This is a genomic window from Vibrio sp. VB16, from assembly GCF_015594925.2.
In the GTDB taxonomy this organism is placed as follows: Bacteria; Pseudomonadota; Gammaproteobacteria; order Enterobacterales; family Vibrionaceae; genus Vibrio.
The window spans coordinates 1125489-1149930 of record NZ_CP087591.1; the positions used below are offsets into that span (position 1 = coordinate 1125489).

Annotated in this window: 28 protein-coding genes and 1 pseudogene; 20 read left to right on the forward strand and 9 right to left on the reverse strand. The window is 42.6% G+C overall.

Annotated features, from left to right (window positions below; translation table 11 throughout):
- The first annotated feature begins 26 nt into the window (after positions 1-26).
- On the forward strand, positions 27-2399 hold the full coding sequence (ppsA, locus tag IUZ65_RS21420; protein ID WP_195706042.1) for a phosphoenolpyruvate synthase: 2373 nt from the start codon (positions 27-29) through the stop codon (positions 2397-2399).
- A gap of 83 nt (positions 2400-2482) precedes the next feature.
- Here ppsA and IUZ65_RS21425 read toward each other — a convergent pair whose 3' ends face one another.
- Together IUZ65_RS21425 and IUZ65_RS21430 are read right to left on the reverse strand one after the other, a co-directional pair.
- Entirely contained in the window at positions 2483-2938 is a 456-nt protein-coding gene (locus tag IUZ65_RS21425; protein WP_195706043.1) for a homocysteine S-methyltransferase family protein, read from the reverse strand.
- Positions 2939-3057: 119 nt separating this feature from the next.
- On the reverse strand, positions 3058-3777 hold the full coding sequence (locus IUZ65_RS21430) for a helix-turn-helix transcriptional regulator (RefSeq protein WP_195706471.1): 720 nt from the start codon (positions 3775-3777) through the stop codon (positions 3058-3060).
- Positions 3778-3961: 184 nt separating this feature from the next.
- On the opposite strand from IUZ65_RS21430, the gene IUZ65_RS21435 reads away from it, so the two are divergent.
- The 3 genes from IUZ65_RS21435 to IUZ65_RS21445 all read left to right on the forward strand — a co-directional run bounded on the left by IUZ65_RS21435 (position 3962) and on the right by IUZ65_RS21445 (position 6461).
- Positions 3962-4906, forward strand: a complete 945-nt coding sequence (locus IUZ65_RS21435; RefSeq protein ID WP_195706044.1) for an alpha/beta fold hydrolase — start codon at positions 3962-3964, stop codon at positions 4904-4906.
- A 129-nt stretch (positions 4907-5035) separates the two neighbouring features.
- Entirely contained in the window at positions 5036-5605 is a 570-nt protein-coding gene (locus IUZ65_RS21440) for a YdeI/OmpD-associated family protein (RefSeq protein ID WP_195706045.1), read from the forward strand.
- 220 nt (positions 5606-5825) lie between these two features.
- Positions 5826-6461, forward strand: coding sequence for an alternative oxidase (locus tag IUZ65_RS21445; RefSeq protein WP_195706046.1), 636 nt, complete (start codon positions 5826-5828; stop codon positions 6459-6461).
- A gap of 242 nt (positions 6462-6703) precedes the next feature.
- Here IUZ65_RS21445 and IUZ65_RS21450 read toward each other — a convergent pair whose 3' ends face one another.
- Positions 6704-7603, reverse strand: a complete 900-nt coding sequence (locus IUZ65_RS21450; protein WP_195706047.1) for a LysR family transcriptional regulator — start codon at positions 7601-7603, stop codon at positions 6704-6706.
- Positions 7604-7706: 103 nt separating this feature from the next.
- Here IUZ65_RS21450 and IUZ65_RS21455 point away from each other — a divergent pair, with 103 nt between their 5' ends.
- The 4 genes from IUZ65_RS21455 to IUZ65_RS21470 are packed head-to-tail and all read left to right on the forward strand — an operon-like array spanning position 7707 to position 10463.
- A complete protein-coding gene (locus IUZ65_RS21455; protein WP_195706048.1) occupies positions 7707-8570 on the forward strand; it encodes an MBL fold metallo-hydrolase in 864 nt (287 codons plus the stop codon).
- Between the two features lie 10 nt (positions 8571-8580).
- A complete protein-coding gene (locus IUZ65_RS21460) occupies positions 8581-8814 on the forward strand; it encodes a glutathione S-transferase N-terminal domain-containing protein (protein ID WP_229638272.1) in 234 nt (77 codons plus the stop codon).
- A gap of 12 nt (positions 8815-8826) precedes the next feature.
- A complete protein-coding gene (locus IUZ65_RS21465; RefSeq protein WP_229638273.1) occupies positions 8827-9258 on the forward strand; it encodes a hypothetical protein in 432 nt (143 codons plus the stop codon).
- An 11-nt stretch (positions 9259-9269) separates the two neighbouring features.
- Positions 9270-10463: an MFS transporter gene (locus tag IUZ65_RS21470; protein WP_195706049.1), complete on the forward strand. Its 1194-nt coding sequence runs from the start codon at positions 9270-9272 to the stop codon at positions 10461-10463.
- Positions 10464-10615: 152 nt separating this feature from the next.
- On the opposite strand, the gene IUZ65_RS21475 is transcribed toward IUZ65_RS21470, so the two are convergent.
- Positions 10616-10954: a cytosolic protein gene (locus IUZ65_RS21475; protein ID WP_195706050.1), complete on the reverse strand. Its 339-nt coding sequence runs from the start codon at positions 10952-10954 to the stop codon at positions 10616-10618.
- A gap of 371 nt (positions 10955-11325) precedes the next feature.
- Between IUZ65_RS21475 and IUZ65_RS21480 the strand changes: the two genes are divergently transcribed.
- Complete coding sequence (locus IUZ65_RS21480; protein ID WP_195706051.1) at positions 11326-12294, forward strand: nucleoside hydrolase; 969 nt, start codon at positions 11326-11328, stop codon at positions 12292-12294.
- A 99-nt stretch (positions 12295-12393) separates the two neighbouring features.
- Positions 12394-12690 (forward strand): DUF6506 family protein, encoded by a 297-nt coding sequence (locus IUZ65_RS21485; RefSeq protein ID WP_195706052.1) that lies wholly within the window; start codon positions 12394-12396, stop codon positions 12688-12690.
- Positions 12691-12961: 271 nt separating this feature from the next.
- On the opposite strand, the gene IUZ65_RS21490 is transcribed toward IUZ65_RS21485, so the two are convergent.
- Positions 12962-13651, reverse strand: coding sequence for an ArsR/SmtB family transcription factor (locus tag IUZ65_RS21490; RefSeq protein ID WP_195706053.1), 690 nt, complete (start codon positions 13649-13651; stop codon positions 12962-12964).
- A gap of 88 nt (positions 13652-13739) precedes the next feature.
- Here IUZ65_RS21490 and IUZ65_RS21495 point away from each other — a divergent pair, with 88 nt between their 5' ends.
- Both IUZ65_RS21495 and IUZ65_RS21500 read left to right on the forward strand, forming a co-directional pair.
- The gene (locus tag IUZ65_RS21495) at positions 13740-13928 is read left to right on the forward strand and encodes an NIPSNAP family protein (protein WP_195706054.1); all 189 of its coding nucleotides are present in this window, start codon (positions 13740-13742) and stop codon (positions 13926-13928) included.
- Positions 13909-14241 (forward strand): antibiotic biosynthesis monooxygenase family protein, encoded by a 333-nt coding sequence (locus tag IUZ65_RS21500; protein WP_195706055.1) that lies wholly within the window; start codon positions 13909-13911, stop codon positions 14239-14241. The genes IUZ65_RS21495 and IUZ65_RS21500 overlap by 20 nt, the downstream gene beginning before the upstream one ends.
- 150 nt (positions 14242-14391) lie before the next feature.
- Here the strand turns inward: IUZ65_RS21500 and IUZ65_RS21505 are convergent, their stop codons facing one another.
- Entirely contained in the window at positions 14392-14913 is a 522-nt protein-coding gene (locus IUZ65_RS21505; RefSeq protein WP_195706056.1) for an NADPH-dependent FMN reductase, read from the reverse strand.
- Between the two features lie 217 nt (positions 14914-15130).
- On the opposite strand from IUZ65_RS21505, the gene IUZ65_RS21510 reads away from it, so the two are divergent.
- The 5 genes from IUZ65_RS21510 to IUZ65_RS21530 all read left to right on the forward strand — a co-directional run bounded on the left by IUZ65_RS21510 (position 15131) and on the right by IUZ65_RS21530 (position 19945).
- Positions 15131-16033, forward strand: coding sequence for a LysR family transcriptional regulator (locus IUZ65_RS21510; protein ID WP_195706057.1), 903 nt, complete (start codon positions 15131-15133; stop codon positions 16031-16033).
- A gap of 119 nt (positions 16034-16152) precedes the next feature.
- Positions 16153-16908, forward strand: a complete 756-nt coding sequence (locus IUZ65_RS21515; RefSeq protein WP_195706058.1) for a nitroreductase family protein — start codon at positions 16153-16155, stop codon at positions 16906-16908.
- Between the two features lie 389 nt (positions 16909-17297).
- On the forward strand, positions 17298-18506 hold the full coding sequence (locus tag IUZ65_RS21520) for an acetyl-CoA C-acetyltransferase (protein ID WP_195706059.1): 1209 nt from the start codon (positions 17298-17300) through the stop codon (positions 18504-18506).
- A gap of 58 nt (positions 18507-18564) precedes the next feature.
- Positions 18565-19218, forward strand: a complete 654-nt coding sequence (locus IUZ65_RS21525; protein ID WP_195706060.1) for a CoA transferase subunit A — start codon at positions 18565-18567, stop codon at positions 19216-19218.
- 28 nt (positions 19219-19246) lie between these two features.
- Positions 19247-19945 (forward strand): 3-oxoacid CoA-transferase subunit B, encoded by a 699-nt coding sequence (locus IUZ65_RS21530; RefSeq protein WP_195706472.1) that lies wholly within the window; start codon positions 19247-19249, stop codon positions 19943-19945.
- Positions 19946-19999: 54 nt separating this feature from the next.
- Here the strand turns inward: IUZ65_RS21530 and IUZ65_RS21535 are convergent.
- The 3 genes and pseudogenes from IUZ65_RS21535 to IUZ65_RS21545 form a co-directional block, all read right to left on the reverse strand.
- Positions 20000-20177, reverse strand: a pseudogene (locus IUZ65_RS21535) (LysR family transcriptional regulator); the annotation flags it as partial.
- Positions 20178-20535: 358 nt separating this feature from the next.
- On the reverse strand, positions 20536-21915 hold the full coding sequence (locus tag IUZ65_RS21540) for a short-chain fatty acid transporter (RefSeq protein WP_195706061.1): 1380 nt from the start codon (positions 21913-21915) through the stop codon (positions 20536-20538).
- 339 nt (positions 21916-22254) lie between these two features.
- Positions 22255-22893, reverse strand: a complete 639-nt coding sequence (locus IUZ65_RS21545; RefSeq protein WP_231363617.1) for a GNAT family N-acetyltransferase — start codon at positions 22891-22893, stop codon at positions 22255-22257.
- Positions 22894-23107: 214 nt separating this feature from the next.
- On the opposite strand from IUZ65_RS21545, the gene IUZ65_RS21550 reads away from it, so the two are divergent.
- The 3 genes from IUZ65_RS21550 to IUZ65_RS23455 all read left to right on the forward strand — a co-directional run bounded on the left by IUZ65_RS21550 (position 23108) and on the right by IUZ65_RS23455 (position 24429).
- Complete coding sequence (locus IUZ65_RS21550; RefSeq protein WP_231363618.1) at positions 23108-23416, forward strand: hypothetical protein; 309 nt, start codon at positions 23108-23110, stop codon at positions 23414-23416.
- Between the two features lie 127 nt (positions 23417-23543).
- Entirely contained in the window at positions 23544-24143 is a 600-nt protein-coding gene (locus IUZ65_RS21555) for a thiol:disulfide interchange protein DsbA/DsbL (protein ID WP_195706063.1), read from the forward strand.
- A 157-nt stretch (positions 24144-24300) separates the two neighbouring features.
- A complete protein-coding gene (locus tag IUZ65_RS23455; RefSeq protein WP_269213791.1) occupies positions 24301-24429 on the forward strand; it encodes a hypothetical protein in 129 nt (42 codons plus the stop codon).
- The last annotated feature ends 13 nt before the right edge of the window (positions 24430-24442 follow it).

Genomic DNA, 24442 nt, shown 5'->3' on the forward strand with positions numbered 1-24442 from the left:
TAGCGACACAGCTCAGGAGAAACAACGTGAAACAGAACGTACTTTGGTTCAATACTTTATCAATGAATGATGTGGATAAAGTTGGTGGAAAAAATGCGTCACTCGGTGAAATGGTATCGAATTTAGCTCAAGTTGGTGTGTCCGTCCCCAACGGGTTTGCTACAACATCGTATGCCTTTAATCAGTTTTTGGACTTTGACGGACTGGATGAACGTATTCATTCAATTTTAGACCTGCTTGATGTGGAAGACGTAGTAGCCTTAAGAGAAGCTGGTGAAAAGATCAGAAATTGGGTGTTACAAGCTCCGCTACCTCCATCGTTAGAGCAAGATATTCGCCATTGTTATGCTGAGCTTATCGATGGTGACGATAGTATGTCTGTTGCCGTGCGTTCGTCAGCGACGGCAGAGGATCTGCCAGATGCTTCTTTTGCTGGACAACAAGAGACGTTTTTGAATATCTGTGGGATAGATTCTGTCATTGAAGCGACAAAGCATGTATTTGCTTCATTGTTTAACGATAGAGCCATTTCGTACCGTGTTCATCAAGGATTTGACCATAGAGGTGTAGCATTATCTGCGGGTATTCAGAGGATGGTGCGCTCTGATAAAGGCGCATCAGGCGTCCTGTTTACTTTGGATACCGAGTCCGGATTTGATCAGGTTGTATTTATTACCTCCTCATGGGGGTTGGGTGAAATGGTTGTTCAGGGAGCGGTGAACCCAGATGAATTTTATGTTCACAAACCTATTCTGGGTATGGGGTATCATCCAATTTTGAAGAAGACCATGGGCTCTAAGTTAACAAAAATGACCTATGGAGGCAGTCGACAATTAGGGAAGCAGGTTGAGATCGGCAGTACTAGTATTGCCGAGCAAGAAACGTTCTCAATTACTGAACAAGAGATCGTTCTATTAGCTCATCAGGCAATGATCATCGAAGAACACTATGGCTGCCCAATGGATATTGAGTGGGCTAAGGATGGCTTGACCGACGAACTATTTATTGTTCAAGCTAGACCAGAAACAGTTTGCTCAAGAAGCGATACCAAAGTTATCGAAAGGTTCCAACTCAATAGCAAAGCCGATATTCTTGTTGAAGGGCGGTCTATTGGTCAGAAGATTGGTTTTGGTCCTGTTCGCCTTGTGAAAGATTTGAGTGAAATGGAATATGTTCAGCAAGGCGATGTCTTAGTCACGGATATGACAGATCCCGATTGGGAACCTGTGATGAAAAAGGCATCTGCTATTGTAACCAATCGAGGCGGTCGAACCTGTCATGCGGCTATAATTGCTCGTGAGCTTGGGATCCCAGCTATCGTCGGTTGTCATGACGCCACTTCACAATTAAATAACCAACAGCTAGTGACGGTCTCTTGTGCGGAAGGGGAGACCGGGTTTGTTTATCAGGGCGAGTTGGATTTTGAGGTTCGACGTTCAGAGGTTGATGAGTTACCGCAATTGCCAGCAAAAGTGATGATGAATGTTGGTAATCCAGATAGAGCATTTGGTTTTGCTTGTATGCCAAATGAAGGTGTTGGCTTGGCTCGTTTAGAGTTTATCATCAACAAGATGATTGGAATTCATCCTAAGGCTCTGATTAATTACAATAAACAGTCGGTGGAAACGCAAAAAAAAATTGACCAACTGATACGTGGTTATGCCGATCCAATTGAGTTTTATGTCGCGAAGTTGTCAGAAGGTATATCTACGATAGCGGCCGCATTTTGGCCTAAGCGGGTGATTGTTCGCATGTCTGACTTTAAATCGAATGAATATAGCAATCTTATTGGAGGAAAAGAGTATGAACCACATGAAGAGAACCCTATGCTTGGTTTTAGAGGGGCGTCACGATACGTATCATCGGATTTTGAAGACTGTTTCGAATTAGAGACCAGAGCCATTAAACGAGTTCGAAACAATATGGGTCTTAAGAATGTGGAGATAATGATCCCGTTTGTTCGAACACTAAGCGAAGCGTCCTCAGTGATTGAGCTTTTAGCAAAATTTGATCTTCGAAGAGGTGAAAAAGGGCTGAAAGTGATTATGATGTGTGAGCTGCCATCTAATGCTGTGTTGGCTGATGAGTTTCTTCAATACTTTGATGGTTTTTCAATTGGGTCTAATGATATGACTCAATTGACTCTTGGACTGGATAGAGATTCTGGTGATGTGGCACATATCTTTGATGAAAGAAACGCGGCCGTAAAAGCAATGCTGAAAATGGCTATCGACGCAGCAAGTCGAGCGGGTAAATATGTGGGCATATGCGGGCAGGGCCCGTCAGATCATCAAGACTTTGCTAAGTGGTTAATTGATGAAGGTATTAGTTCTATATCTCTTAACCCTGATACCGTAGTCGATACATGGTTAACTTTAGGTAAGCAGTTAGAAAAGTAATCCTTAAAGCATCTTGGATCTGTACCACGGGGCTTGTGGTTATCAGAAGGAGCGTCCTCTCACGATTTCGCTCCCATTCACTCTTATACTTTGAATCCTTTTTTCCTTGATTCATTGCGCTTCAAGGTATTCGTTAGGTGAATTGGGTGAACACAATTAATCATGTAGTACGAAACGTAGTTTTGCGTTTCTCTATCAACAAAATCGATGGCTTCTCTCATAGACTGGCTGCTAGGTAGCCGACCATCTATTTCTAATGTGAAACCAATAACGACAAGGATATCGGCCTCTTTAGCCGCTAACACTATTCCTGTTGCTTCTTTGTACTCCGGTATGGTGCATGCGCATACCATTTCTGCCGTCGCTTTATGATTCATCTGTTCAAGTTGATCTTTTGTATAACCCAATTTTTTCCCCCAAGAGTGGCTGGCTCTCCATGTGGCGGACTCCAATTGAAGACCTACTCCGTATCGAAGTGCTAAGTCGACATAGAGCTTAAAATAGTCTTTGATTAAGCTTTCGCCATATGGGTCGTTCAATAGAGTGAATGCCGCAAACTCTGATAGGTTGATGCCTAAAGCCTCTTCCCTTGTTGTCTGTATAATAATTGTCTCAACTCGACCGACCTGAACAAACGAATGAATAATGTTTGTGAAAGTTAACGAGCCAGATTGCGAATTGGAGATACGTGATTTTCGAACGGCACGTGTCGCCGCAGAAATGTGCTACCTTCGACAAATTCAGGTGTGCTGATTCGATCCATTCGAAAATGACGGAAATCATCGCATGCCGGATCCCAAGCGACCAAATACCATAATGGTGGCAAGATCAACATAGCTTGCGGTTCAACATATCGGTTGGTTACTGCTCCTTTTGCGTCACGGTATTGAAAGCGTAAATACAGCCGTTGCAAAAAGGCTGTCTCGAAAGCGGGCAGTAGCGCGGGGTCCATTTCTCCCATATTGGTTATGTCCACCTGCGGCGCAAGTTTCGCAACATACAAGCAATCCAGTAGACGGCGCAGGTCGCGTAACTTGTCTGATGGCAATGCGCGCTCTATTTTGGCGAGCCCTACATCTGCGAGCCCCGAAAATGGAATACCTCCGGTTGCATACATCGATGCAACGCTGATGAGAAGTGCAAAGACTTCGGCGACCGAGAGTCGAATTGTGGTTTGAATTGAGCGAGGATCAAGTTGCAAGCCTCCTCCGGGCCCAGGTTCAGAATGAATGACAAAGCCCTCATCGCGCAGCGTGCAGATATCACGTAATACGGTACGCCTAGATGTACCAACCTCATCCGCTAGGTCGGCGACCGTTGAAGTACCGTTGCGGCGAAGGATACGCACGATGGCGTCTTGTCGTAAGCGAATATTCATATCGTAAGGTTTCCATTCAATGGTGCCATTATTTGTCACCATTACCTTATATACTTTATCTGTCCACGTCAGCAAAGAGATGACGAAGGTGTAATGTACATCCGTAAATCGCTGGCACTGGAAAGTGCGCCATCCTAAAAGGAGGCGCTGTTTGAACATTTAAAATAGATAAAGGAGAAAAACAATGTTTGATCCAACCGATTTCCCTAAACCCACCCTTATTTCTGCCAACGGTGTGACACTCGAAGTCTTCGAAGCGGGTTTGCAAAATGTAGGAAACCCCATTGTGCTCTGTCATGGCTGGCCAGAACATGCCTTTTCTTGGCGTTATCAGGTACCCGCGCTCGCAAGAGCGGGCTATCATGTTATCGTTCCAAATCAGAGGGGTTATGGCAACTCATCTCACCCGACAGAGGTAACGGCCTATGATATTGAACACTTGTCAGGTGACCTTATCGCACTTCTCGATCACTACGGATACGAAGATGCCACCTTTGTTGGTCACGATTGGGGGGCGATGGTCGTTTGGGGGCTGGCCTTATTGCATCCGAACCGTGTTAACAAAGTGATAAATCTGAGCTTGCCTTACCAAGAGCGTGGAGAGATCCCTTGGATCGAGTTAATGGAACAAATACTTGGCAGTGATTACTATTTTGTCCATTTTAATCGACGTCCAGGTGTCGCAGATGCCATATTGGAGCAGAATACATTCCAGTTCCTTCGCAACCTGTACAGGAAAAATGAGCCGCCCAGAGAGCCAGAGCAAGGCATGGCGATGATCAATCTCGCCAGAGTAGAAACACCGCTCGGTGAGGCCATAATGAGTAACAATGAATTGTCCGTTTTTGTATCAGCTTTTGACTCAACAGGGTTCACTGGCAGCATAAACTGGTATAGAAACCTAGACCGAAACTGGCGCTTGCTGGCGGAAGTGAACCCAATTATCCAACAGCCTACGCTTATGATCTATGGCGACCGAGATATGATCCCGAAATCTGAAAAACTAACAGAGTTTGTACCTAATGTAGACATCGTCAATCTAGATTGTGGCCATTGGATCCAGCAAGAAAAGCCAGAAGAAACAAACCAAGCAATCTTAGAATGGTTGGCACATCAAACAATAACCTAGCCCTAAGGGCGCCTCTAGATGAAATTGAGCCTCCAAAAGGACGGTGGGTATATTCGAATATCATAGACAATGCTCGACGATGCAGTAATTGTTGACGAACTATTGGTGGCTAACTAAGGAGACAATAAGATGGCAGATCTGATTTTTTTCAAAAACCAAGATGAGTTTAACGTTTGGTTAGAAGCGAATCATGCTGAAATTAGTGAACTTTGGGTCGGTTTTTACAAAAAGAGCACCGGGCGTGCAAGCCTTACGTGGTCTACGTCGGTTGACAGCGCTCTGTGTTTTGGGTGGATTGACGGTATACGAAAAACAATCGATAACGAAAGCTATATGATTCGCTTTACTCCGCGTAAAGTAAAAAGCGTATGGAGTGCTGTGAACATAAAGAAGGTAAAAACATTAATACAACTTGGAAAGATGAAGCCAGAAGGAATCAATATTTTTAACAACAGAACCGATACAGAAGGTTATTTCTCTGAGCAGAGAAATGTGCCACTTGCCAAAGAGTATGAAGAACAGATCAGGCGAAACGAACCCGCTTGGTTATTCTTCACTCATTTAGCGCCATCCTATAAAAGAGATTCTATTTGGTGGGTTATGAGTGCCAAGAAAAAAGAAACACAATTAAAAAGGCTATGCATATTGATTGCATCAGCTGAAGCGGGTTTAAAAATACCAACCTTGCGAAAGAAGTAAATATGGCATCCTCTGAAACAGATGAGTTCAAGCTCGATAATTAGACCGACAGTTTATCTTCTAATGACACTAATACGAAAAAGCGCAAATCATCGCGTCTTTACACTGACTTTGAATAATACTTTCTTACAAATAAATTTGATAAATTAAAAAATAATTGAGTCTTTTTTCCCAAAACACTGTATCTTGAAGATGTTATTGAGAATAAGAGGCGTTTCCCATGTCACATTTTGAATTAAGTCATAAACCAGCCACCAAAATCTCTGAGAAAGTGGCCTATAAAATCACTCAGATACTGAAGTTTACGCTCAACATTTTCTACGGAAGCAAGTATGCCAAGCGTGCTGTCATTTTAGAAACCATCGCTGCTGTTCCCGGAATGGTCGCTGGTATGTTCAACCATATGAAAGCGTTAAGGCGCATGAAAGACGATGAAGGTTGGATCCGAGAATTATTGGATGAAGCAGAAAATGAAAGAATGCACTTAATGATATTTTTGGATGTTGCTAAACCGAGCTGGATTGAAAGAGCTCTGGTTCTTATTGGCCAAGGTGTATTTATATTGGTTTACACTTTAATTTACCTAGTATCCTCAAAAATTGCTCATAGAGTCGTCGGTTATTTTGAAGAGGAAGCTTGTAAGAGCTATACGGAGTATCTTGGTAAAATTGATGACGGAGAGGTTGAAAACGTTGCAGCTCCCCAAATTGCTATCGACTATTACCAGCTTTCACCAGACGCAACGTTATACGATGTCATCTTGAGGATCCGTATGGATGAAGCCAAGCATCGTGATAAAAACCACTCATTTGCAGATGCTTATGAAAAAAGAGACTTACCTGCACATCAATACTAACAGTTGTCTGTATTGAGCAAGTACCACGATAATAAGTGTCTTTTGAATAATATTTAACATCGTAGATATTTTATAAATCGACACTTACCTAGAATAATCAGTATAGCTATCTCATCAATATTGGTGAGTTCTCTACACCATTACTCTGATTTCCCTTACTTTCTCTAATGAAGGGTTAGGGCGAACGTAATACCACTCTTATACATTGTCCTAACAAAAGCTCGCGTAGTACGTATAGTTATTTACGGCGTAACTATACGAACAAAGTTAACTTTTAAGTGCTCCAAAAACAGCGATAGTCTGTAAGGTACGTGTTTACGAGTTGGATACATCCCATAAATGTTCACGATTGGAAATTCAGCTACGTTTTCAATTTTAACTAAGCTACCGCTGTTAACGTGCGGATTAACAAATATGCTAGGGATCATTGCTATACCCATCCCATCCACTGTCGCTTGTATTAAGGTATTGCTATCTGAAATTACAGCGACCCACGGCTGCCGATATGAAAGGCTTTTTCCATCGACAGTTAGCATCCAGTAGTCGCCATCTCTCGAATTTCCCATATGTAAGCAATCATGATTTTTTAAGTCGGTATAATCGGAAGGTGCTTGATACTCGCTTATGTATGAAGGTGACGCATACAAGCCAAACTCTGACTCTCCGAGTTTGGTCGCAATATAAGACGAATCTTGTAACTCGAACGAGAATCGGATGCTGAGATCGATCTCTTCCTCGATTAAGTTTAGGTGGCTATTAGATAAAGCAAGGTCAAAACGAATCCCAGTGTATTCCTTGCGAAATTCTTTAATCACCATCATTAAAAAAGGCCCCATCGCATCGGGTGCAGACAGCCGGATTAGGCCTTCAGGATTGTTCTGGTGAGCCGTTGTCAGCGAATCTTCTAATTGTTCAATATCACTCAATACGGCTTGTGCACCTTCATAATAAGTTTTTCCCCCTGGGGTAAGATGCATGCTGCGTGTTGTACGATTCAACAACACGAACCCTAGAGAATCTTCCATTGCTGCAATGTGTCTGCCGACAATAGCAGGGGTAATACCTAATGCTTTCGCTGCTTTGGAAAAGCTGCCTTTATCGACAACAGTACAAAATAGCTGCATATTCCGATATTTATCCATTTGATACCTTTTGTATTAAGTAAAGTTACTTTTGGATGTATTGTTCTATTTGATGATATTAATTATATTTTACTTTATCTTCAATGGTGAAAAGGAAAGAACAATGTCGATTACTTCAAAACGGACTACTTTAACTCTGACGCTAGGAATGGTCGCAGGTGCTAGTGCGGCGGATTTCGACCCGTCTAAGCCCGTATTAAAAGAACTAAAAGACGGTATTTATCAGTACTCCCAGTTTTTTTATAACAGCCTAGTGGTTGTTACCGACGAAGGCGTCATAGTGACTGACCCTTCTGGGGAAGTTCGCTCTGCACAAATGATGAAAGAGATAAGTAAAGTGACTGATAAGCCAGTCAAAAAAGTTATTTACTCCCATGATCACTTTGACCACTCTCGTGGCGGCAAGATTTTCAAAGAACAAGGCGCCGAATTTATCGCGCAAGAATACTGTACCGATCTGCTTTCACGAGACCTAGAAGACAAAGTAGCCTACCCAACAACAACCTACAAAGACCAGATGACCGTTTGTCTTGGTGGCAAAAATGTCGACCTGCATTACTACGGCAAGAATGATGGCAACTGTATGAGTATTGTTCACATGCCGGAAGACAAAGTACTAGTTGCAGTAGACTGGCATTTACCACAGTACTTAGTCAGCGGAGGACGCTTAATTGAGCAGGACTATGTTGCTACATTGAACACGATAAAGCGTGTTCGTAAAGAACTGGAGTTTGACACTATCATAAATGGTCATGTCCCTGTCGACTCGCCAAAACTACTACAAGAAAGTGAAGAATTTGCTCAGGCTCTTTTTGACGCAGTTTGGAATGGTTTGCAAGAAGGAAAATCTGTCGATGAGCTAAAAGAGTCGATAAAGCTACCTAAATTCAGCCACTGGCAAGGCTATGAAGAGTATTTGCCTGCTCATGTAGAACGCATGGCTTATTCGATTTGGCATGGTAATTAATAGGAGCTTTATGATGAAACTGCATGTATTTGATAGCTGCCCATTTTGTGTTCGTGTTAAGACCGTTATTGGGCTTAAACATCTGGATTGTGAAATTAGCCCTATGACTTTAGGTCAATTACCAGAGTCACTAGAAGGAAAATTGGAACGATTGACAGTACCCGTACTTGAGCTTCCCAAGCAGGATGATCATGATGATACGGTGATGGTCGAGAGTCTGGATATTATCCGTTATTTGGATTAACAAGATAAGCCGTTGTTCGCGAGCTACGAAATATCGAAAGAGTTACAAAACCTTCTAAAACAGCTTTACCCTGTTTCTGCGCAGCTTCTATATCCACGATTGCCACAACTCAATCTTCCTGAGTTGTCTACACCAGATGCTCTTAGTATATTTGTAGAGTCACGCAAAGAGACATTAAGCCAATCCATTGAACAGGCGCTGGAGAAGACACAAGACTACCTTCCTGAACTTAAGCAACTCTTGGAAGACCTTGAATCATTCATCGATATTGATGCCCTTATGTCAGGTGAGCGTGAATTGAACGTTGATGATATTGCCGCATTTTCCGAGGTGAGAAACTACACCATGATTGCTGAGCTTGAAGTGAGTGAACGTTTGATGGGCTTTGTTAATGCCATAGCATCACGTTCTGGTATGTCGTTATATTCACCGATAAGTCAGTAACGGAGTTTAAGATGGTAGGTAACAAATTTCTTCCGCTGCTAGTCATTTTTTCACTCATACCTTTGGGGCCGCTAGCGATTGATGTCTACTTGCCATCTTTTCCCCAGATGATAGAGACTTTCGCGGCTTCTGACAGTGAAATTAGGCAGACCATTTCTATTTACGTTTTGGCTCTTGGTATTAGCCAACTAATTGCTGGCCCTGTGTCTGACCGAAAAGGGCGTAAATTCTCTGCAATGCTTGGGTTATTTATGTATGCCGCAGGTAGCCTGTCTGTAGTGGCATCTTCCTCTATGAGTATGCTGTATGCAGCAAGAGCTCTTCAAGGCGTAGGTGCCTCTTTCACCATGATCACGGCAATGGCTTGGATACGGGACAACTACGAAGGCGATGCCGCAGGTAAATGGTTGAGTTATATGGGAGGCGTGACCAGTGCAGTGCCAACGATTGCTCCACTTATTGGTAGCGGGTTAGCACTTTTGTGGGGCTGGACTAGTGGATTTTACCTCATGGCAGGCTTAGCGTTCTCACTTTTTGTACTATCAGCATTTGTACTCCAACCTAAACAGAGTGTTAAAGCCACTGTTGATATAGAGGGAACACAGGCGCTTAAATGTAACGTGCGCGATATTTTAAGCAATCGTACATTTTTGGTTTACTCACTGACGAACATGCTCAGCTTTGGTGCGCTGTTGACCTACATTTCTGTTGCTCCTATTGTGGCAATAAGCGAAGGCGGTTTCTCTCAAGTTCAGTTCTCCGTTATGTTCGGAGTCATTGGCGGAGCTCAAATACTTGCCAGTCTTTTTGCGCCTAAATTGATGAAATCGTTTGGTCGTAGAAATACGGTGCGCTTTGGGTCTGGAATTATCGTAGTTGGAGGCGTAGGACTATTGCTTGTGAGTTCTGATGCAACTTATCTGTTCTTTGCCTTGGCTGGCTTGGGAGCGGCTGGATTTAGTCTTTTATCTGGTTCTGCTACTTCTCTGGCTCTGGAATCTTTCAAATATTGCGCAGGATTGGCAACATCTATTGATGGTTTTTTAAGAATGATAGGAGGAGCACTGCTTGTCGCCATGTCGGGGCTTTTGGGCATTAGCAGTATCTCGACACTGGCAATCGTTATGCTTCTCTCATTGCTTCCAGTTTTGTTAGTCGCGGTAGACCTCCGAATCGTAAACAGAGCAAGCTCAGGGTCAATTTAGCAACTAAATGACTTTCGATGAACCAGACGAACAGAAAGCTATTTGAAGCTAGGATCCGGCTCCATTCAATTTGCACCCTGTTAATAAACGAAACGCTTGCGGATGAACGGCTAGGGATGCCAATTCTACGATTTTAACTTACTGAATAATTTTCAGTCCATTCGGGTAATAAAGGTTTGCTCGTCACCCACAAAAGCCACAAAGCCGCCGTTATAGATAAACACCCGACCACGCCCCTCAACTAGGCAGGCAAGCTGTGGGTTCAAATCTTCTTCATTATTCCGACGTTGAAAAGTGCCGGTATCGGTGATGATGCCGCTGAGTGTAGGCAAATATCCATAAGTGCGCTTGGCTTGATCAATCAGACTCAATTCACTGGTGCTAGAGAAGCAAGCGGGAATCGCCCCGGCTTCTTCAATAAATAGAGGTTTCAGTTCTTCAAAGGCGGTAATCACCAGCCAGTCGATGCCGTTAACATGATGGATAAACATAGATGTTCTCGATAATTCTGATGTGGAGATTTTATCACTATCAGGGGTGAACGTAGTAGATATTTAGTTGGTAAAGGCGTTAATTCTGTGCCATTTCCGAACATTCATTAGGCCAACTTGAAACACGTTTTTGCCCCAAAGTCTTCATGTGCTTCCAGCTCATTAATTAACCCGTTAGCTAAAGAAATTAAAATGTAACTCATTTTCCCAGAAAAGACGGAAACACAATGATCGTAGTACAATATTTATACGAATAATCCAAACCTTTATCGTTTAAGTTAATATGCTCTCATCATGAGATTCAAGTCACGTTTATCAGTGTTTTTTCTAGGTATCGTCTACTCCTTTCAACTGTTTAATTAGAAGCTGATATGACAAAGAAAATCATCTTAGATACAGATCCGGGCATCGATGATGCAATGGCAATCCTATTTGCAGAAGCGCATCCAGATATTGAGCTGATGGGGATCACGACTGTTTATGGTAATGCGACGATAGACAATGGCACTCAAAATGCTCTCTATCTGAAGCAGAAATTCAGTATGAAGGCGCTCGTTGCTAAAGGTTCGGATAAGCCCTTAATAAGAGATCCCGTTGGAGCAACGGTTGTGGTGCATGGTGAGACTGGTTTGGGTGATGTGACAGCACCAAGTTCGCTAGATTCTAAAGCGATTAAAAAGCCAGCTTATCAGTTCATTATCGACAGTGTTCGAGCTGAACCTGGAGAGATCACTCTTGTGGCTGTCGGTCCTCTAACTAATCTTGCACTTGCATTGGAAGCTGCTCCTGACATCGTCGACTTGGTAAAAGAAGTGGTCGTTATGGGTGGCGCGTTCGGTGAAAACGACCACAGAGGGAATGTGACACCATTTGCGGAAGCGAATATTCATGATGACCCTCATGCTGCCGATAAGGTGTTTACGGCATCATGGCCAGTAGTCATTATCGGGCTCGATGTTACGCAGGAGAGCTTTTTTACCAGTCAATACCTTGATGAGTTGCGAGATGACGCTGGAGAGGTTGGGCAGTTCATCTGGAACATCAGTCGTTACTACTTAAAGTTTTATTCTGAAAAAGTAGGAATGGATGCTTGTCATGTTCATGACCCATCAGCCATTGCTTATGTTATCCAACCATCTCTTTTTACAACTCGTAGTGGTCCGGTCAGGGTTGTCACAGATGGGCCAGCGGAAGGGATGACTATTCAGAAAGCTGATCAACGTAACTATATGAATGATGAATGGGGCTTGTTTCCTGCACAACAGGTCGGCGTTCAAGTAGACAGCGATACTCTACTCTCACTCTACAGAGAGACATTAATACACTATTCGCAGGAGTAGAGTTGGTTCTGTCACAAATGTTCAGAAATGCGTGGCAGGCTAATCATCTAGACGCAATAATCTACAATTGCGTAGAAACGCTCCTATAAGGATTGACTCATGATTAAGTACTATGGATTTATCGTCAAAGCTCAAAATTATGACTATAAGGTAGATCGGAAGTTGTTAGATACAGACTTGTTTAAAACAGAAATTATCGGCGTAAGTAATGACGATGATGCTATTAATGCTGCCAAAGAAATGATTAATCTCGGTGTAGAAGTGATTGAATTGTGCGGAGGATTCGGTAAAGAAAGTAGTGAGTCTATAATATCAAAACTGGATACGAACATACCTATAGGTTACGTTATATTTACCGAAACTGAACACCACAAATTGACGAAATTTTTGTCATAACACGATGAGTCAATATGAGTTAAGTCAGTCGACTAACAAGCCTTTGTCCAATTCCGTGCTAGCAGCTACGAAGATATCCTGTGACAGGTCGTGCATTTTTGTTGAACCACAATAGTTGCCACTGGTTAACACGAAAATGCCCCTTTATGTGTAGTGAATCAAGGTACGAACATAGATTTTCAGTTAACGTTGAATTACAAAAAAAACACCTATCAAAAGCTAAAACCTGACTCTGTTGTTTCCATTAAGGCCAATGTACCGACACTCCAAATCATATTGTCGATTTTGCTATTCGGTACTTTCGAGCAAAGGCATCCAATCCTTTCTTAGAAAAATGGATTGCTCTAGAGTCGAGATCTCGAAACGCCCACTTTTGACTAATTGCATCCGTTAGAATCCATTCCCCTAAACTTCCGGCTAGGTGGTTTCGTCTTTCACTCCAGTCCAAGCAAGCTTTACATACCGGGCGTCTACTTTGTTTGAAGCGAGTGAAATCAACGCCCAAACTCGTAAACAAGCTCTTTCCTTCGCCGGTTAACTCTGTGCTATTTGAAGTATCAATAAGTATTCCTTGCGATACCAATGTGTCGAAGAGTATCACACCAAGTTCACCGGCCAGATGGTCATAACACACTCGTGAACGCTTCAATCTCTCATCGGTTGGCCCGGTTGCAACCTTATTACTTGCCATAGCGGCACTGATATTGAGTAGTTGTTCCAAAAGTTCAGCTATGTTCTGGTTTTTCAATTGAAAGTACTTATGTCTTCCTTGTTTTCTAACCGTCAGCAATTCTCCATCAACTAATTTTTGTAGATGGCTGCTTGCCGTTTGAGGCGTTATGTCAGCTTCAATGGAGAGTTCTGTTGCCGTTAAGGCTTTCCCTCCCATTAGTGCTATTAGCATTTTCGAGCGAGCTTGATCACCGACAAGATTCGCTACATAAGCAATGTTAGGTTCCATTTAAACTTGCTACTTAGTTCGATAGTCATCGAAGCATATCTATTTAGAAGACGTAGACTGCCTTAAAACATAAGAGGAGACAATACCAATGCAAATCACATGCTTCATTGAATATCGTATTGACCCGTTCAAGGTCGAACTGTTTGAGCAAGATGCTGAAAATTGGAGCCAGGTAATACCACAGTGTGGGGGGGATTTATTGGGCTATTTCATGCCACATGAAGGTCGTAACGATAGAGCCCTAGAAGGAGATATTTATGATTGCTGTAATGTTTGAGGTGACGCCTAAAGCAACTGGAAAAGAGAATTACTTTAAAATTGCGCAATCGCTAAAAGAAGAGTTAAGTTGTATCGATGGATTTATATCTGTCGAACGCTTTCAAAGCCTAATTAACCCTGACACTTTTCTCTCCCTGTCATTCTGGCGTGACGAAGATGCGGTTAAAGAGTGGAGGAACAGTATCCAACATCAATTTGCGCAGAAACAAGGAAGGTATGACCTCTTCTCTGACTACAGGCTAAGAGTTGCCGAGGTCACTCGTGATTATGGAATGAATGATCGTCGGCAGGCACCTGCGGATTTAGCGTAAAGAAGAGGTGAATTTTGTCGACAACGCCATTAAATTAATTTGAAGGCGTTTTACTTTTATACCCTAATGAGAGTTAAGCTAGCCGATAAGGCAAAACAGAATGGTTCTTCTGTTTTGCCTTTTTTGTTCAATGACGGGTTGATACGTTGATTAGAGCTGAGAAATCGCACTCAACAGCTGATCAACAAAAGCTTTATTGGTTAATTGCCCGGTTTCTAAATCAAAGTTGTCGTAGAAACTTGGGATAGATATCGCCCCTTTTACATCGGCGGCGAAATGAGGTGCAGAACCTTGTGCCGCGGCAAGAACATTACTTGCACCGCCGGGACCCGGAGACGTGGCTAGCATGATGATGGGTTTATTTTGGAACACCTGCATGCTGATTCGAGAAGTCCAATCAAACAAGTTTTTATAAGCGGCGGTATAAGAACCATTATGCTCTGCAAATGAGATAACAATGGCATCTGCTTCGCCAAGCTTTTGATAGAATGCTTTCGCAAGTTCTGGCTGGCCAAGTTCTTTTTCTCGGTCTTCATTAAATAGTGGTAACTCATAATCATTGATGTCTAGAAGCTCTACCTGTGCACCTTCTATTTGTTGTGCGGCGTAATGAGCTAGATGTTTGTTTATAGAGTTTTTGCTGCTACTTGCTGCGAATGCGAGTACTTTCATAATCAATGCCTTTTCTTTTTCTTGGGGTATGGATACACTCTAATTGAAGTTTATATGTTTATTAATCCCCTAAATGTGGACTGATTATTTCCAAATGACTTGTAATGAGCGATAGGGTAATTGTTTTGCGTTTATTGTGTATAGAAAACGACGAGATACAGAAAGTGGTTCCTAATAGAAAAACAATGGCTATAGCAGATATATAAAAGGCACTCGTATGGCGGTAAAGAGCAACCTGTTAGACGGCATGGTAATTTTTGTTCAGGTGGTTAAGTTAGGGAGTTTTACCTTGGCCGCAGATGTGAGTGGGCATTCCTCTTCCTACATCAGCAAAGAGGTGAATAAACTTGAGGCGCGATTAGGGGTTCGCTTGCTGCATCGAACTACTCGGTCATTGAGTTTAACACCGGAAGGCGAGCTCTATTTTCAGCTGAGTAATCAAATAATTGAAGATGCGGAGCAGGCAGAAAACGCTATCGTAGGGAAACAAGGTGAACCACATGGGCTATTGCGGATCAGTTGCCCCATGTCGTATGGTCTTTCTAATCTAGGCCCAATTTTGGATCAATTTATTGAAAAATACCCGAAGATCCAGTTAGATATTGACCTCAATGACCGAAAAGTTGACCTTGTATCCGATGGCTTCGATGTTGTCATCCGAGCCACTATGCGCCTTGAAGATTCAAGTCTGATCAGCCGCAAGATAACAAGTTCAGAGGCGTTAGTGCTTGCGTCCCCTAGTTACCTTGCCAAGCATGGTACGCCACAACATCCCTATGAATTGGATCGACATAAAGTCATCAGCTATAGCAACCTGAAACAACCGAATGTCTGGCCATTCGAGGATCTTAACGGTGAGCAGATACTCGTCCATGTAGAAAGTCATGTATTGACCAATAATTCAACGTTAGAAGTTGGGCTTGCGGTGGCAGGTCAAGGGATCTTTCGGATTCCGTGTTTCGCGCTAAAAGATGAATTGGAGACAGGGAAGCTGGTTGAACTCTTTCAAGATTGGGCTAAGCCCTCTGTCGGGGTTTTTATGGTGTATCCAAGTAGAAAACACATGTCAGCGAAGGTACGCTGCTTTATTGATTTTGTAATAGAAGAACTAGGGGATTAGAGTTATTACTTTAATTGTTGGTTTATTTAGATAATAATCATATGGTTACTAGTGCATAGCATGGCTAAGTATAGAAAAGCGCTATAAGCGATTAAAACTAACTTTAATAGGTTGAATTAATGAACCCTACAATAGAACAAATGCTAAATCGTCGTTCAGTTCGCAGTTTTTCTGGTCAGGCGGTTTCTCAAGTAGATTTGGAATTGATTTTAAAGTCGGCACATCAAGCGCCAACATCCGTTAATGGCCAGCAAATTTCATTGGTTGTTATTCAGGATAAAGCGACGATTCAGAAAGTGGCGGATATTGCAGGTGGTCAACCGCAAGTTGCTGGCGCAGATATATTTGTGGCCATCGTAGTGGATTACTTTAGAGCCGAATCAGTAATGAAAGAGCTTGGACAAGAAATCGTTATCCCTAGAGCTGCTGAGGGGATAATGGCCGGCGCTGTTGATGCCGGTATCATGTTAAATGCCATTCAGACTGCAGCGGAAGCAATGGGATATGGTACGACTGCCATTGGTGGGATTCGTCGAGACCCTCAAGCCATGATTGAGCTGCTTGGCTTGCCAAAAAACACGTATCCATTAGTAGGGACAACCATCGGTGTTCCAGATAAAAATGTGCCTTCTGCGATTAAACCGAGAGTGGCAATAGAAAGTTTCGCCATGAATGAGAAGTATGATGCCGATAGTGTGGCGAACGGTGCAAAACAATACGATAAAGATCTTCGCCAATGGTGGGATAAGATTGGTATGACAGAGATGCCTAGTTATGCCGCCTCAACAGGCTCGTTTTACAGCCAAGTCTATTTTCCGACAATCGCGAAAACGCTAAAAGCGCAAGGCTTCGGTTTTGACGATACGGTAGAGTAATTTGTTACAATCGTGATGTTTCAGATAGACGATGAATAGTCAGTAATTTATACCAATCTAGATAAGTAATGGATGACGAATTTACTTAGCGTGGTATTACTATTACTGGCTATTTTTTTATTGAATTTTATGGAACGAACATGCATCGAACGACGTTTTATGTAGGAATATTCCTCTCCCCAACCCGCCTGAAGGGAATCATCGGCTTTTAGTACCGCCGTGCGTTTATAGCCTGCTTTATTTCAAACTTTAGGACATTCGACTTTTTGTCGCATACATCACTTTGCATTTTTGCAAACCGCGTTTGAACAGATCGCCATAACACTTTTTTAGGTTCACTAGTACACTAAGTTCTTACACCACACTCTATAAATCACAAGGAATTCGGTATGGAACCTGTTTTTATTGTTGCGGCGAAGCGCACTCCGATTGGAAGCTTTAACGGCGCTCTTTCACCCCTAAGTGCACCGGATCTTGGTGCCATCGCTATCCGAGCTGCATTGACGCAAAGTAAGTTAGACCCGATGATTGTTGATGAAGTCATTGTCGGAAATGTACTTAGTGCGGGCATAGGAATGGGTCCTGGACGTCAAGCGGCTATCCAAGCAGGGATCCCGGAAACGGTTCCCGCTTATACCTTAAATATGATCTGTGGTAGCGGTATGAAAACGGTTATGGATGCGGCTAGCCACATTCGTTCTGGTGATGCGGAAGTGGTCGTTGCCTGCGGGATGGAAAGTATGTCGCAAGCGCCTTTCCTACAGTCTCATCTAGCACGCACTGGTGTACGCATGGGGCAACAGGTGGTAGAAGACAGTATTTTTGTTGATGGACTAACCGATGCATTTCATCAATATCCAATGGGTAATACCGCCGAGAACATTGCTGAAAAACTCAATATATCCCGTCAAGAGCAGGACGAATTTGCCCTAAACAGTCAGATGAAAGCCGCCGCTGCGCTTGACAGCCATGCGTTCAGAAGCGAAATAGAATCCGTGTCGGTCTCTCATCGTCGTAAGCAATATAGCGTGGATGTTGACGAGTACCCGAAAACGGAAACCACATTAGAGTCGCTGACAAAACTTCGCCCTGCGTTTATTAAAGAAGGAACGGTGACTGCCGGTAATTCTTCGGGTATTAACGACGGTGCTGCAGCGCTCATACTTGCATCTAAATCGGCGGTTGAACGCTATCAATTAACTCCGCTTGCAGAAGTGGTTAGCTATGCACAGGCCGGTGTATTGCCAGAGGTTATGGGGCTGGGGCCAGTACCTGCGATAGCCAAAGCATTGGAGAAAAGCGCATTGTCTCTACAGGATATGTCCTGTCTAGAGCTCAACGAAGCATTTGCCGCCCAATCACTTGGTGTTTTAAAGCAGCTCGCTTCACAGCATGACGTCGATCAAGAGTGGCTTCTAGAGCGCACCAATAGAAATGGTGGCGCCATCGCACTTGGTCATCCACTTGGCGCGTCAGGTAGCCGAATTCTGGTGAGCCTTATCTATGAACTGGAACGACAACAACAAGACCTTGGTTTGGCTTCTTTGTGTATTGGCGGTGGAATGGGGACGGCGGTCATTATTCGTCGATGTAAATAATTACGTGGTTTCATTTAAATCACATAACGAATGTGATTGATATCATAAGGTAGAGAAAATGAAAAAAGAGATATCAGCTGAGGCAATTGCCAATCGATTGCATGACGGCATGACGATAATGATCGGTGGTTTTATGGCAAACGGCGCGCCAGAAGGGTTAATCGATATTCTGCTAGACAATGGGATTAAGGATATTAAATTAATTTCTACCGATACCGGTACACCAACCAAAGGTTCCGGACGTCTGATAGCGGCCACTCGAATTAAAAAATTAACCGCATCGCACATTGGTACCAACCCTGAAACAGGCAAACAGATGAACGAAGGCGTACTTGAGGTTGAATTGGTACCTCAAGGAACACTAGCGGAACGCATTCGCGCGGGTGGTGCTGGATTAGGTGGGGTATTAACACCGACAGGACTGGGGACATTAGTCGCGGAAAATAAAGAGATCATAATGGTGGATGAAAAGCCATTTTTGTTAGAAAAACCGATTCGGGCCGATATCGCCTTTATACGCGGTTCTGTGGTGGACGAACGTGGAAATGTGTTTTATAAGAAAACGACTCAAAATTTTAACCCTCTAATGGCGACGGCTGCCGATCTCGTTATCGTAGAGGCGGAACAGGTAGTTAAAGTAGGTGAAATTGAACCAGAGTGTGTTCATACACCAGGTTTATTTGTTGATTATATCTATCAAGGAGGGCGCTAAGATGACCCAGAAAACCGATAGTGAAAATATGCCATCAAGCAATGTTTCTCCTAATAAAGTGCAGGCGGATAAACATCAGATGCGCCGTCTTATTGCATGGCGTATTGCTCAGGAACTTAGCGATGGCGATGTGATTAATCTGGGCATCGGTATGCCTTCGTTAGTCGCCAATGAAGTTGATTCCGATGTCGAGGTATTACTGCAGTCCGAAAATGGCTTATTAGGTATTGCAGGATTGGCGGGTGAAAGCGATACCGATGTTGATTTAGTTAACGCGGGTGGTCAGCCTATAACGGCTGATACGGGGGCAAGCTATTTTAATAGCGCAGATTCATTTGCCATTATTCGTGGTGGGCATGTCGATGTGAGTGTGTTGGGTGCACTGCAAGTAGATGAAAAAGGCAACCTTGCTAACTGGATCATACCGGGAAAAATGGTTCCGGGTATGGGAGGAGCTATGGACCTTGTTGTTGGTGCTAAAAAGGTAATTATTGCTATGGAGCATACCGCAAAAGGACAGGCAAAATTACTCAAAAATTGTACGCTTCCCCTCACAGCGTCGGGTCAAGTAAATATGATTGTGACTGAAATGGGGGTGATTACTATTACGCCACAAGGAATGGAACTGACCGAAATCGCGGCTGGTTATAGTGTTGAGCAAGTGCAAGCAGCAACAGAGGCGGAACTTACTATTTCTACTAATCTAAAACAGATGTGTCAGCCTTAAAGCCTATCAGCGCCAAATCTTGCTGCCTGTCAACGTTGTCGTAAAGGCATTGGTGGCTTGATAAGCGCTGAGTAAACGATTATCCCGTCGATACAAAACTACCTCAAATTTCTTCTCATTTTTTTTGTCACCATCGATTACCTGCGGAAACTAAAACATTAACTTTACGGGCTGCTGCAAAGATAGAGCCTGTACGGATAACATAGATACAAAAAGCCATTCTATCGAGCATGAATTACATCCGTATAACCAAAAAGATTGAATGTAGTGGTTAGGTTGGTAATCGTATTTGTTACACCTTAGTGAGGTTAGATAAATATAGATAGCTAATCAATAAAACTGCCGTTGATGTAAAACGAAAACATTATGATTACTCCATACCTCCCCAAATATTCGATTTATAGTAATAACTAACAACCATGTGCCTTTTATACTTAGTATTTACAGTCTGGATATTACGCTTGGCTTTATGTGAGCTAAAAGAGTATTTATCTGAACGCTATGAAAGGGAGAGTTGATACTGGATATACCAAAAAAAAAGAACCACAAATAGAATTATTTGTGGTTCTTAAAGCCCGTTAATAATTAAATTATAGAATCATTAACCCTAAACCTATGATAACTCCCGATGCCAATAGGGATACAATACAGTACCCCATAATATCCTTCGCACTTAAGCCAGCAATACTCAATGCCGGTAACGCCCAAAACGGTTGAATCATATTTGTCCATGCGTCTCCCCATGCGATGGCCATTGCTGTTTTTGCCGCTGGGACACCTAATGCAAGGCCAGCAGGCATCATTATTGGCGCTTGTACAGCCCATTGACCTCCTCCAGAAGGAACGAAGAAGTTGACTATACCTGCACTTAAAAATGTAAATAGTGGAAAGGTCGTTTCATTTGAAATAGACACAAACATGTCAGACATAGCGCCGGCAAGTGAAACACCATCCGGCCCTTTTGCTACCATCATGCCCATAATACCTGCGTAGAAAGGGAACTGTAGTAAAATACCGGTGGTATTTTTAGTGCCTTCAGCGACGGCTTTTAACAATCGTTTTGGCGTACCATGAAGCAAAATAGCCGTAAATAAGAAGATAAAATTAACAATGTTGAGGTTCAGTGCAAACCCTTTATCAAGAAAATAACTCACTATGTAGGTAAAACCAAGTAGAGCCAAAATTCGATTGATCCAAGGGCTGTGCTCAAGTTTTTCTGCGGGCGTTTTCGGTTCGTATTTTTCAGTTTCTTCTTCGTCAAACAATAAGTTAGGCGGAATAGTAAAGACATTTTCAGCGGTTGGGTGCATAGCGCGATTTAAGAATGGGATAACCGCCAACATCACCAACAATATAATGATATTCATGCTGGAAAAAATCGTTTCACTTGTACCTATGGGTGATGTAAGCGCACCTGCAGTTACTGTTTCTAGATTGCTACCACTTGCCAATGCGAGCGGAACGGAACCGGATAAACCGGCGTGCCAGAATAGGAAACCTGTATAGGCGGAAGCAATAAGAAGGCGATAATCAACCCCTTTCACTCTTGTGGCTAATTCTCTTGCGAAAATAGCACCAACAACTAAACCAAATCCCCAGTTAATCCAACAAGCAATGGCAGACACAATAGTGACCATAAGAATGGCATGGCCGGGTGTTTTTGCCGCCATGGCCAAATATGACAATCCTCTCCTAAATACAGGAGCAGAAGCCATGGCTTGTCCCGTTACGACGACCAGAGCCATTTGCATCGCAAATTTGAGCAGTTTCCAAAACCCTCCAGCGAACGCATCCACAACTTGTAATGGACTTTGATTTGTAATAGGCATAACCAATAAGAATACAATAAAAGTGAGTATGGCCGCGAAAAGAAATGGGTCTGGCAGGTACCGTTGAATTATCGCAGTACAGACGCCTGAAAATTTTTGTAACAGTGTTTGTTTTGAATTCGGTAGGGTCTCAGTTGACATATATATCTCCTAATTTATGACCGTAGGATATGGTAAAAATAATTATTATCTTTAGTGGCGATAACACTTAATCAATTATTGATAAATTATTTTCAATACGTTAAGGAATGAAACTACAAAATACATCCCAATATAAAGAGCGTCTTGTTAGCGCTAGACATAACGTAGTAATAACGCGCATAACAAATATACCTTCGCTATCATTTGGTTATATCGAGGGAGGTAGACTTTTTAACGAATACCCTTCCACTATGCGAAAGCTGGGTTTGCATTAATGGGATGTAGAGTAAAAAAGGGGGAACGGAGGACAACGAAAGAGGTAAATACATCTCTTACTGGTTATTTGATGTCGTTGATCTTTATGGAATGGCTATGCATAGAATGAAGTTTTATGTAGAAATACTCGTCTCCCCAACCCGCCTGCGGGGAATCATCGGCTTTTAGGTTGGCGGTACGTTTAAAGCCTGCTTTTTCTAACAGTTTGTATGATGCCTCATTTTTCATATCAACGAAGGCGACGATTTTCTGTTTATTGAGTGTGAAAAATAGAAAATCGAGTAAAGCGGACAGGGCTTCAAATGCAACGCCTTCTCTTTGATTCTCTGCTGAGATAGTGAACCCAACTTCCATTTTTTCTTGATCAATAAAATGAACCGCAAGGTCACCAACAAGTACCTTTGAGGATTTTTGTTCTATGGCTAATTGGTACCAGTGACCCAAACTTCCAAAGGTGGAATAATCCATTCTTTCGAATAGCTTAACAGCATCTTGGTAGGTGTAATTGTTCCAGCTCTGGTAACGAGCGACATTCTTGTCTGCTCTGTATTGTGCAAATACAGTTAGATCCGTCCTCTCAAATGCTCGAATGATATATCGAGATGTCTCCAGAATCGGGCATAGGTTACCCGTAGATTTAGTGCTAATCAATTCGGTCCCTTCCATTCCGTTTTGTTGGGTAAAACGTTTATCCTTGACCACAAACTTTCTTAGTATGGTATAACCTCGATTGTCTGCTGATTGGTTACACCTTTCAACTCAATTTTGAATTGACACCTACAATAGTGAACCATTTCACCGTTGTTAACCTGAATACCTTTATGTATGATGATAACTACTCTCAACGATTAGTGATTATATGTTGCTTCGTACTCAACCTATTACGATTACTTGCTTTTTGCTCATGTCATTATTGATGATGAGTTTTAATGCGAGTGCGTCTGTGGTTGTGTCATTTGGTAATTACGACATATGCCCTATCGATGCTGCAAATACACAGATAGTTTATGCTGATGCTGTAGAGCATAGTACATTGGTACTAGAGACCAACGCTAACTCGACATCGCACTGTTGCATGTCTGCTGTCCATGCATTGTATCCGCCGTCTGCACTGAGCCAGAGTTTGCTTCTAACCCCTTCTTATACTTTGGCGCTTATTGAAAGAGAGCTCTCTAACAAAACGAATATCCTCGTTCAATCCCTCTATAAGCCTCCAATCTCTTAACTTTTTCTTTTTGTAACGTGAATCAAAGACCATGTATTTGGTAAGACCTAGGGTCTGCCAAACTGGTGACGATATTAGAAAGTAATGCATAAAATCCGTATCGGATTTTTAAGAGAATGAGTTTGAAATGAAAAAAATTATATTGTTAGTCGCAACAACCTTGATGAGCCTATCTGCTTATGCCGCACAGTTTTCTGAAGGAAAACACTATACGGTCTTGGACACCGCTAAGGCCTCCTCCCCAACGGTAACAGAGTTCTTTTCTTTCTATTGTCCACATTGTTACGGGTTCGAACCCGTGATGGAAGGGTTGAAGGATGAGTTGCCTGATGGCGCATCTTTCCAGAAGGTGCACGTGTCTTTCATGGGCAACAATATGGCTGTTCCAATGGCAAAAGCTTACGCAACAATGGTGGCGTTGAAGGTTGAAGACCAGGTTGTGATGCCAATGTTCAAACAGATCCATGACTTCAAGAAGGCCCCAAGCAATGAAGCCGAACTTCGTCAGGTTTTTACCGATAACGGTGTTTCTGCTAAGAAGTTTGACTCTGCGTTTAACGGTTTTGCAGTAGACTCAATGCAAAAACGCTTTGATAAGCAGTTTAAAGCGACGGGTTTATCAGGTGTCCCCGGTGTAGTTGTGAACAACAAGTACATCGTTAAGTCAGATGGCATAGAAACAATTGCTGAGTACTACCAGCTTGTCAATTATCTGCTAACGCTGTAAAAATATTGACGGCTCAAGTCGATATGCTCTGACAATACGAAGTAAGTTTGTGATTAACAGGGAGGTGAAATCACGGACTTATAAGTTTGGTCACATTCTGCTCTCCTAGCTTATTTATACTCTATGAATAGATAATTAAAATAAGCAGGAGAGTATTATGAAATGGTCAATCTTAGTGACTATCATTTTATTATTGTCAGGGTGCTGTAACGGCTCAGGTTTAGGACCAAGAGCCGCTATTGATACTGAATCGAATCACCAGATCGCTATCGAACGTATTTCTTAACTTATTTCCGTTT